General features: G+C 33.2%; 8 protein-coding genes. 3 read left to right on the forward strand and 5 right to left on the reverse strand.

Annotated elements, in window-relative coordinates:
- Positions 1-9 precede the first annotated feature (9 nt).
- Together ACZ5QV_RS06155 and ACZ5QV_RS06160 are read left to right on the forward strand one after the other, a co-directional pair.
- The gene (locus ACZ5QV_RS06155) at positions 10-1098 is read left to right on the forward strand and encodes a glycosyltransferase family protein (protein WP_464601695.1); all 1089 of its coding nucleotides are present in this window, start codon (positions 10-12) and stop codon (positions 1096-1098) included.
- Between the two features lie 60 nt (positions 1099-1158).
- Complete coding sequence (locus ACZ5QV_RS06160) at positions 1159-2055, forward strand: glycosyltransferase family 2 protein (protein ID WP_464601696.1); 897 nt, start codon at positions 1159-1161, stop codon at positions 2053-2055.
- Here ACZ5QV_RS06160 and ACZ5QV_RS06165 read toward each other — a convergent pair.
- The 5 genes from ACZ5QV_RS06165 to ACZ5QV_RS06185 all read right to left on the reverse strand — a co-directional run bounded on the left by ACZ5QV_RS06165 (position 2049) and on the right by ACZ5QV_RS06185 (position 9386).
- Positions 2049-3830: a DUF2206 domain-containing protein gene (locus tag ACZ5QV_RS06165; protein ID WP_464601697.1), complete on the reverse strand. Its 1782-nt coding sequence runs from the start codon at positions 3828-3830 to the stop codon at positions 2049-2051. The genes ACZ5QV_RS06160 and ACZ5QV_RS06165 overlap by 7 nt on opposite strands.
- A 350-nt stretch (positions 3831-4180) precedes the next feature.
- The gene (locus ACZ5QV_RS06170; RefSeq protein ID WP_464601698.1) at positions 4181-5503 is read right to left on the reverse strand and encodes a glycosyltransferase; all 1323 of its coding nucleotides are present in this window, start codon (positions 5501-5503) and stop codon (positions 4181-4183) included.
- Between the two features lie 563 nt (positions 5504-6066).
- Positions 6067-7161, reverse strand: coding sequence for a glycosyltransferase family 4 protein (locus tag ACZ5QV_RS06175; protein ID WP_464601699.1), 1095 nt, complete (start codon positions 7159-7161; stop codon positions 6067-6069).
- Positions 7162-7273: 112 nt separating this feature from the next.
- The gene (locus ACZ5QV_RS06180) at positions 7274-8398 is read right to left on the reverse strand and encodes a DUF1972 domain-containing protein (protein ID WP_464601700.1); all 1125 of its coding nucleotides are present in this window, start codon (positions 8396-8398) and stop codon (positions 7274-7276) included.
- 67 nt (positions 8399-8465) lie between these two features.
- Positions 8466-9386 (reverse strand): glycosyltransferase family 2 protein, encoded by a 921-nt coding sequence (locus ACZ5QV_RS06185; RefSeq protein WP_464601701.1) that lies wholly within the window; start codon positions 9384-9386, stop codon positions 8466-8468.
- Between the two features lie 273 nt (positions 9387-9659).
- On the opposite strand from ACZ5QV_RS06185, the gene ACZ5QV_RS06190 reads away from it, so the two are divergent.
- Entirely contained in the window at positions 9660-9806 is a 147-nt protein-coding gene (locus tag ACZ5QV_RS06190; RefSeq protein ID WP_464601702.1) for a hypothetical protein, read from the forward strand.
- Positions 9807-10859 lie beyond the last annotated feature (1053 nt).

The following is a 10859-nucleotide window of genomic DNA, read 5'->3' on the forward strand; positions in this document are numbered from 1 at the left end:
GAATGAAACATGAATAAAAAAATACTTTATTTCATGCACGTAGATTGGGACTGGATTAAACAAAGACCTCATTATATTGCCGAAGAATTATCTAAAAAATATGATACTCTTATTATGTATCCACACATGAAACGATCACATTTGACGAAAAACAAAAAGGATGATTTAAAATTAAGAGCGATTTTTCATGTCCCATTTCGAAACAGAATAGATCTGCTGAACACTATAGATAGATTACTTATAAAAAAATACATTGAATTTGTCTTGAAAATATACAAGCCGGATTACATATGGATCACATTTCCAGATTTATTCAAAGTTATTCCATTAGATCATAAATCTAAAATAATATATGATTGCATGGATGATGTTGGAGAATTTGATAATGATGAGTGTATAAAGTCTGAACTTATAAATTTAGAGATTAAACTTATACGGGACTCGTCGACTATTTTTGTATCCAGTGAAAATCTTATGCATATTATAAACAATCGAGAATATTGCAAATATAAGACTATACTAATTAGAAATGCCTTTGGTGGGAATAAGTTGAATATCGACTCACCGGATAAGTCAAAAATAAAAAAAAGTATATATAAAATATGTTATATTGGAACTGTGTCTTCATGGTTTGATTTTGATTCATTATATTTCTGTGTACAAAATATTGAAAATATAGAATTTCATATTATTGGGCCAGTTGATGTTAATAACAAGAATTGGTTCCATGATAGAATAATACTTCATGGGCCAGTAAATCATGATGAATTATACTCTTATATTAAAGAATTTGATTGCATGATTATGCCCTTTAGAGTTAATAAATTAGTTATGTCAGTGGACCCTGTAAAATTATATGAATATATTAACTATAATAAACCTATAATCTCAATATATTATAAAGAAATAGAGCGATTTTCAAAATACGTTTCATTTTATTCAACTAAAGAAGAGCTACTAAATGTTGTTAATGATATGATAAACACTGGATTCATTACTAAATATAATGAAAAGGAGCGCGAAGAATTATTAGATAATAACTCCTGGAAAATCAGAGCAAGTAAGATAGTAAGGTATTTAGAAAAGATAGATGTGTGAGGGCAGCAGTGTGACAAAACTTAGTTTTTTAATTCATTGTATTAATATGGGGGATCAAAAATGGATAATCCTAGAGTCAGCATTATAATCCTAAACTGGAATGGAAAAAAAGACACTATCGAATGCCTTGAGTCCCTAAAAAAGATAACATATCCAAATTATGAAGTGGTACTCGTAGATAATAGTTCAACTGATACATCTATTGAATGCTTAAATAAACTATATCCAGAAATAGAAATTATTGAGAATGAACAAAACCTTGGGTTTGCCGAAGGAAACAATGTTGCAATTAGAAAGATCATTGAAAGAGAAACAAGATACATATTATTGCTTAATAACGACACTGTAGTAGAGAGGGATTTTTTAAATGAAATGATAAAGATCGCAGAAAGTGACCGTAATATTGGTATTCTTGGACCAACGGTATATTATTATAATCAACCTAATAGAATTCAATCTGCAGGTGCGAAAATTAGATGGAATAAGGGCAAAGATTCTATATTAAGATATAATGAACTAGATACAGGAGAATATAACAAAATAACAGAAGTTGATTATGTAAGTGGTTGCGCTCTTCTTGCAAAAACCGAAGTTTTTAAAAAAGTAGGTGGTCTAAACAAAGATTATTTTGCATACTGGGAGGAAACCGATCTATGTGTTAGAGCTCATAAAATATCATACAAGGTGATCTATGTTCCAAAGGCAAAAATATGGCATAAAGGAGGTTCTACAAGTAAAAAAATAAATGGATTTACTCAATATCATATGACAAGAAATATGTTCTGGTTCATGAAACAACATGCCACTAGAAAACAATATCTTTCGTTTTTACTGTACTTTTTTGGATTTCAATTTTGGCTTTCGAGTGGTATATATATTGTATATCATAAAAACATAAATGCATTTCTTTCCCTCCTAAAAGGTACCATAGACGGAATTAAAAAAATTCATCAATAATAAACATGCGAACCACCGTTATCATAAACCTTATTTATATTAAAGATGAGATGTTCTAAACTGACTAATTCCCTTGTATGAATCTCCCCTTTTGTAATGTGAACCACTACTTCATTTTTCATTATGTTAAAAGTTCCAACATATAAATATAAATCTTTTCCAGAAAAGTCATCACTAAGCGGATGAAATTCGAATGTTCTCAATAAGCCCATTAACAATAAATGCCTATATTCGTCAGCGGAAAAAGAATCGCTTACTTTTACACTATTTAACCACTTAGCACCTGTAATTTCCCGATCATTATAATGAGGGCCATCCGCCATGATATTAAGTGAAATCGACCTGCAATCGTCATTTGCTAACTCGTAAACCCATCCTGAATTAAAAAGTAAGTATATCGATAAAAATACAGACAATAACTTAAAAGGATTTACTACAACTTGATTATCTCGGAATACCCTGATAGAGTTATTTATTGAATTAAAAAGAATTAAACCACCAATTACAAAAAACGGCGCTAAAAATATAAGCGATATTTGGTATAGTCTTGTCGTATTGAGTGAACTTGCAAAAAGTGGAACTACGATACCTGCAAGAAGTAATACATAATTCAGCTCACTAAATATTATATATTCGTTTTCAAATTTCATTTTTATTTTGCTTTGTTTTAACAATAAAGCAATTATCCCAATTGTAATAAATACTTGTGAAATTATGTGAAGATATTTGGTGATTTCATGCAACAAAGATCCTGTTTTGCTTGTTAATATATCTAATCCCTGTACATCTGTTGGATTAAATAAACTTATAATAGTATGGGTTACAATGTTTCTAAAAGTTAATACAAAGGTATTAAATGTATTAGCATTCGAGATATAAATATACCATGAAAAAATAATAATAAAAGATAGTGAAACAAATGTGGCCTTTGTAATATTTGTCATGTTTTGATGTTTTGGTAGTACATTAAAGTAGTGCAAAAGACATGTTGTAAAAAGTAAAAACAAAACAATAAAAGATAATCCGTAGTGTGATGTACCAAGTGAAAAGATAAAAGCGATTGATAATATTGAATGTTTCATTCTATTCATCTTATTATCAATCATTAAAAGCATCAATAAAACTAGAAATAATTCTGCAATTTCTTGTCTTGCCAAGGAGAGCATCTCAGTGTAGAAAGTAAATAGTGAAATAAAGAAGAAACATGCCAGAAATGCAATTTTATCATTTGTCTGCTTTTGATATACTCGGTATAAACCAAGAGGAACTAAAGAAAATAACAAAGGATAAATTATTTTAAATACCCATATTTGACTCATTCCGGAGATAATAGAAAAAATTGGTGCGAGTATCACAATGGAAAGCATAGCGTTTACAGGCAACGGAATTGTTGAGTCCCACAAGGAGTTTTCAATAACCAAATTTGAAATATGATACTCATTTTGAATATCCCATCCCGAGATATACATCGTAATCAAAGAAGTATGGAATAGAAGGGAAAGCGCAATTATAAAAATAGTAAGAGGATAATATTTTGATGGGATAAAATAATCAAATCCGATCAAAAGCACTATGATAGAAATTAAAAAAATAAGAAACATTAGAAGGGTATTTACAAAGTAAAAATTAACAAAATAAGTTCCGAATACCGCTAAAAAAAGAATTAAAATTAAAATTAAAAATGTTGGTGATAATATATCTTTAACATTAATAAAACTGGGATTTGAGAAATTTTGATCAATCTTATAACACAGAATGATTAAAATAAATTCCACTATACTTATCGTTATTATCAAAGGAAAAAGAGAAAAGGGTTTAGAAATATTAAAAAAGGGATAAACTGTGTTAATGAAAAAACCAATGAACATCAAAGTTGTAATACTCAATCCAACCGCATATAACAACGTCTCGATATTACCGAGATTATGTAATTTGAGACATCTCAAGATAATGATACCTGGTATGAATATGAGATAGATAAAAGTAATTAATGGCCTTAAGATTGGAATTTGTAAACCAATATAATCTAACCCTATAGTACCCCATGTCGCAAGTTGTATCATAGACACAACAATAAGGAACTTTTTAAAATGCCAATCGTTAATTTGAAGTATATTCTCGAGTCTCATTTTATAAACCCACTCAATAATATATCTAAAATCTCGACCCTTTTGTCCCACGAAAACTCAGGCACCAAGGTCTCTAAATCAAAGGTATTTTCAACATTATTACTTTTATACAGATTATAAATCATTGTTATACTTGAATATAAATCACCACAATTATTATCAACAATTATACCTCGATTTAGGTTCTCAATATAAGGCAATGCAGGATCATTTTCCTGTTCCTTTATCCACAGAAATGGTGTTTTACTAGCAACATAATCAAATAATTTCCCCGGGATTTGTAGTCCACCTTTATTACCAAAAGAAATCAACAAATTAGCCCCCTTCATGAGGGACAAAGATCTTTCATAAGATACAAAACCTCCAAATGAGATAATGTCCTCCAAATTTTCATTTTTAATTAGTTCTTTATATTTATTTCCTATTGACCCAACAAATATAACTTCAATATTTTTATTCAATTCAATGTTTTTCTGAATTAACTTCAAGCTCTCTAAAAAAGGGATTACATTTCTTATTGATGAAATCGTTCCTGCATACAATATTCTAAACTTTTCCGAATATTCTGGATCTATATTATTGAAAAAGGTATAATCAACCCCCATAGGGATAACTAAAATTTTATTGTCATCCATAAAAGTATAGTTCTTCAAATAATTTTGCTTTGTTTCTTCAGTAGTAACACATAACTTATTGACCTTATTTAAAATACATTTTTCCAACCACCAATCAATTAAAAATTTAATTTTACTAGATTGATCTTTGTATGTTGGTTCAAAGACCCAGGGGTCTCCAAAATCAGCAACCCAATTCAAGCCTCTTATTTTGTTGATTGTATAAGCCACTAAATGATTAACAGGACTCCCCGAAGATATTAAGATGTCATAATCATACTTTTTAGTAATTTTAATTCCACTTATAGTTGCAAACGGATACCAGTCAAATAGCAAAGAAATATTTATAAATTTAGAGATGAAATTTTGCATATTTTTGAGAGAAATTTTATTTAGGGTATATTTAGTATTAGATTGGGGATTATTATTGGAGGAAGATTTAAACATGTCATAATACATTTCACTTATTATTCCAGCATAAGTCCTAAATATTTCAATATTCGAAGGAATTTTATTGATGGAACAGAGACTTGCATAGGGAAGGTTCTTTGGAGGATTCAATGTCAAAACATTAAGATCCCATCCAAATTTATCAAGGCACTTTACTATATATTCAACTCTACGTGTATGAGAGTCATTCACTGGTGGGAAACTATTGGAAATTAGTAATATCTTTCCTTTTTTGATAGTCTTTATATTATCCATGATATCGAACAATCCTTATAAAACAAAAACAAATATTTCCATCATATTAATATTGATTCTGACTATAGCGAATACTTTAATATTTAGGACCCGCAACGAAATAACCTATACAATTTACCATTTATTGTAGCTTCAATTGAAGCCCTTGGCCCTGAAAATTAATCGGTTCAATTGGAAATATGCAGAAGTTGTTCTATGACGAGTCCTTAGACACAATAAGGATAAATTAATGCCCAACAATGTCAAAATAGAAGGGTTTCCCTCCATAAAATGACTCAGATGTACAGATCAAGGTCTCATTTGTGTGTTTCTACCGAAAGCAGGTTCTATGTTGTTGGATGATCTTGATAATAGAGGATATAGTTTATGAAATTCAGATTTTAAGATTTATACTGTAATCACTATAAATTGAATTATAGTCATTTACGCAAAGAATTACACTTGAAGTTGAACTGACCTATTTTCTAGTCCGAAGCATTGTGTTTCGAGTTCGTTATGAGAAATTAAGTGTGAATAGTTGCGTTCAAGACTATAGTCAAGAATATTTCAGATAAGAAATATATTTATTTAATATATCTTAACCTGATATATGTTCTTTCGTATTCTTCTGCTACCTGATCCCACGTTCTTATTTTATTGCTAAACGGTCCTACACATAATTCACTCTCATAAATATTTAGAATCAATTCTGCAACATCTCCTAGTTTTGGAGGATAATCTACACCCAAGCAGCCCTGTTCTTTAGTAAATTCTTCTAATGCTGTTCCATTTGTAACTATTGCTGGCGTCCCCATTGCTAAAGCTTCAGCTACAACAATTCCATATCCTTCTGATTTAGATAACAAAAGAAATACATCTGCATTTTTCATTTCTTCCATAACTTTAGAGCTAGGTAAAAATGGTTTCCATTCTATGTAATCATAAACTTTTAATTTTTTAGAGAGATTTATCAGATTTTTTTTATACTGCCCTTCGCCAACTATGGTCAACTTCACGTTTTGAATATTACGCAGATATATTAATTCATGTAAAGAATCGATAATATACTGAACTCCCTTATAATCTAAAAGATACCCAACATAAAGAAGTTTAATAAAATCCTTTTTGCTCTTTGCTTTAGAAATATCAATCAAATCAACCCCGTGAGGGATCACGATTATATTCGCACACTGCGTAATTTTATTGATGCTGTTTGCTTCATAATTTGAAACCGAAACAATCTGATTAGTGGACTTTAAAATTTTTGCACCTATGAATTTATTATAAAACTCCCCAAGTAATTTTCCTGCAAGTGTATTACGATTTAAAGGGTCATAATGACATGTAAAAACAAGAGGAACATTTATCTTTAGCACATTTTTTGTTGTGAATATAACTTCAGGGGAAAACAATGTATGATAACCATGAACATGGATAATATCTGGATTCAGTATTTTTATATTTTTTATTAAAAAAAAGAAGATTTCTGGGCTTAAATCATAAAAATAATGTCCAACTCTAGATTTAACTCGCAAAATCTTGAATCCATCATAGATTTCTTCAGAAAAAAGATTTGATGCATTAGGTTGAAGGACTGTTACACAATGATTTCTCTCGGTTAGATGTTTGGCAATTTCTCTAACCGTTTTATTGATCCCACCTGCAGCTGCAGTTTCCATATAATTAATTAGCAAAATATTCATAAAATCCCTATTTTAAAACCAATTAATGATATAAACAGTTAAATGCATAGTAGAAAATATAATAAGTGCTGAATTTTTGACTCTTGGTTTATTTCTGAAAAAGATAATCATACTCATCGGAAATTTTATTCCATGAGTAATTATCTACTACTTGTTTTTGTGAATCGTCTTTGAGTATTAAATATCTCCCAAAGTCAATTTCAATTTCTTCTATATGCTCACTTAAATCATTAGAATATTTAAAATAAAGTATGCTTTTATTGCCAACTTCTTTATTAAACTCATTATCGTGAGCAATTATAATGTTTTTCATAGCCATTGCTTCCAAAAGGGAAGGATTTGTACCACCAGCAGAATGACCATGAATATAAGCAAAACAATTTTGCCTCAACATATTTAATAAGTTTTTGTTGTATATTCCTTTAGTAAATATTACTCGATCATACCCATTTAACTCAGTTATGATTTCATCAATAGAAAGTTCATATTTTCGGCTTAAAAAATTACCAACAATTACTAATTTTTTTGTTGTGTTTGATAATAAAAAACCTTCAATTATAACATGGATATTATTTTCAGGTTCAAGCCTTGCTACTACCAAATAATAACTATTACTTTCAAGATCTGTGAAACTATTAACACCGTGGATCTCTTTTAATTTGGAGGGATTCCACAACTCAATTGGAGGCTGGTCAACACCATATGAAATGTATACAGCATTTATTCCATGTTTTAATTCGATGTATTTCTTAATTTCAACTGAATCAGCAATTATAACATCTGAGAAATGAACAGCAAATATTTCACTAAGATAAAGAATTAATTTCTCAAGTTTATTATATTTGTCCCTTTTCCATTCAATGCCATCCACATTAACAAAAAACTTTTTTCTAAATAATTTAGGGATAAAAAAGAAAAACCCTGCACCGTAACCCAACATGTAAATGTAATCACAAATAAAACAAGACTTAATTAAAGAATAAATATCATAAATTGTTTCATAGATAACTCTGCAAAAAGGTTTTAATGGGAAATAAAATAAATTGACTCCATTATATTTGGGGATCTTTGGGGTAGTTCCACCCTCACAGCTGACATAAATGTCATATCCTTTAGCAACAAGTCTTTTGCTAATTTCATCTACAAAAGTTTCAAAACCCCCATATTTTGCAGGAATTCCACGTGATCCAATAATTGCTATTTTTAAAACCATAAAATCACTTTAGCATATAGATTAAATAGAATATAAGAACATCCCGTAACTACTTGCTATCCATCATTCACATGCTTTTTGATTCCCTGATCAACCCGGCCATCGAATGAAGCATAATTCCTGTAAACGCCATAAAAGTCCCAATAATAGTCAGAACCATCATCAACATAGTAGGCCCAAAATTCAATTGGCCTCCAAGATAAAAAGTCTGCAAAAAACCCAGGCCCATATAAAGCCCTGTGACCCCAAAAATAATCCCGGGCACAGTAAAATAATAAAGAGGCCTGTTAAATTCCATATCCCTTAAAATCTTCAATAAAACTCCGAGTCCGTGCGAGATAGGATTTTCAGTAGAACAATCCACATCATACCGGGCCACAATCTCAACTTCCGTGATCCTCAACCCGGCTTTTCCCGCATCAGCGAGCATTTCACTTTCTATCGCCATGCCGTTTGCCTTGAAGCGGAAAACATCTTTTGTGGAAGCTGCAAAGGCCCGAAACCCGCTCTGGGAATCTGTCACATTGACCCCTGAATTCATGTTTGTGGCCTTATCGAGAACGGTCTGGCCGATTCGGCGATAGGCCGGAGTGTTTTCATCGTTTCCATTCAGGTAGCGGCTGCCGTTTACCATGTCGGCATCGCCTGCCAGGATTGGGGCCACGAGTTTTGGGATGTCGGAGGGGTTGTGCTGGCCGTCGGTGTCCATGGTGACAATCACGTCGGTTCCGATGGAGAAGGCGGCTTCAAAACCGGTTTTCAGGGCGCCACCTTTGCCGCTGTTCGTTTCGTGCACAATTACTTCGGCCCCGGCCAGTTTCGCGACCTCAGTTGTCCGGTCCGAGCTGCCGTCGTCTATGACGAGGACGCGGGTGGCGTACTTTTTCGTAAGGAGGACGACGCTGCCGATGGAGACTTCCTCGTTGAAGGCGGGGAGGAGAACAGTTACTCTAGGAGAGGGGTTTTCCAGGGCCAGCGCATTTTTCAAATTAGTACAACTCCATTTTTACTGGTATTGGGTTTTTTAAAAATACATTACAATAATTTTCTTGATATAGTCAGCCTGTTCACATATATAATTTTTACGATTACAATCAGTAGCAAGATATATAAAATTATTGATATATATAAAAAGAATTTAAAATGAGACGGAGTAGAATACGGAGGAGGTAACGTGATAATATAAAATCGGAGACAATATAGAGAAGAGGGCAGAAAACGGAAGCTTCTGCGTAAGATATTGATGCGAGAAAAGCAAAGAATGGAAAAGAAAATTGGGAAAAAGAAGAGCATGAAACGTATATTGCTCTTAAAGGGAAAGGGCTTTTCTCAGGGAGGCCTGGAAGGGGCACTGCCTGGTAGGAAATTCTTTCTGGAAACTTGCGGCGGGGGATATTTGGGAAATTGAGGGTTCCGGGCCGGGAGGGGAAGATTCCTTTGGGGTGAGCAGGAGAGGGTTTGGGATTTGCTTTGAGTAATCCGGCACCTGGAATATGGCTTGTGAAACTTCGAGGGGAGGCAGGGTTTATTGAGTTGGGGCATCCCGGAAAAACGGATACATGAAGAAAAAAGGGTAGAAAAAATAAAAATCAGACCTTATGTTGTTTGAAGTTTTCTAGCCAGAATCAGTGGCAAACGGACTTTAACCACGGAACACACGGAACACACGGAAAGAATTAGTCTGCTTGAGTGAGTGAAACGAGCGAAACAGACCCCGTGCTCCCGAAGCGGAACTCGGGCATGGAACACACGGAAAGAATTAAACAGAGAACTGAGATCAGCATCAGAACTTATGTCGGTTGAAGTTCTCGACCCAGAATCAGTGGCAAACGGACTTTAAACCACGGAACACACGGAACACACGGAAAGAATGTACTGGAAATTTGCACTTAGCGTTAGATCCTGGTTGTTTTAAGTTCTCGATCCAGAATCAGTTGCAAGCGGACTTTAACCACGGAACACACGGAACACACGGAAAGAATGTACTGGAAATTTGCACTTAGCGTTAGATCCTGGTTGTTTTAAGTTCTCGATCCAGAATCAGTTGCAAGCGGACTTTAACCACGGAACACACGGAACACACGGAAAGAATTAGTCTGCTTGAGTGAGTGAAACGAGCGAAACAGACCCCGTGCTCCCGAAGCGGAACTCGGGCATGGAACACACGGAAAGAATTAAACAGAGAACTGAGATCAGCATCAGAACTTATGTCGGTTGAAGTTCTCGACCCAGAATCAGTGTCATAAGAGCTCTTAACCACGGAAAAGCACGGAATGACACGGAAACCGGCCTTCGGCCGGTGAGTACGTTGGTCCATTATATACTCAGACTCAAATCCAATTCTGGATTCTTGAAAATAGACTAAAAAAGACCAGCACAACCGTAATAGCCGTCTACCGGCTGTTTTTTTCCGTGCATTTCCGTGTCCTTCCGTGGTTTGAATTTCCACACCAAACAGCAC

Source organism: Methanosarcina baltica, assembly GCF_055394095.1.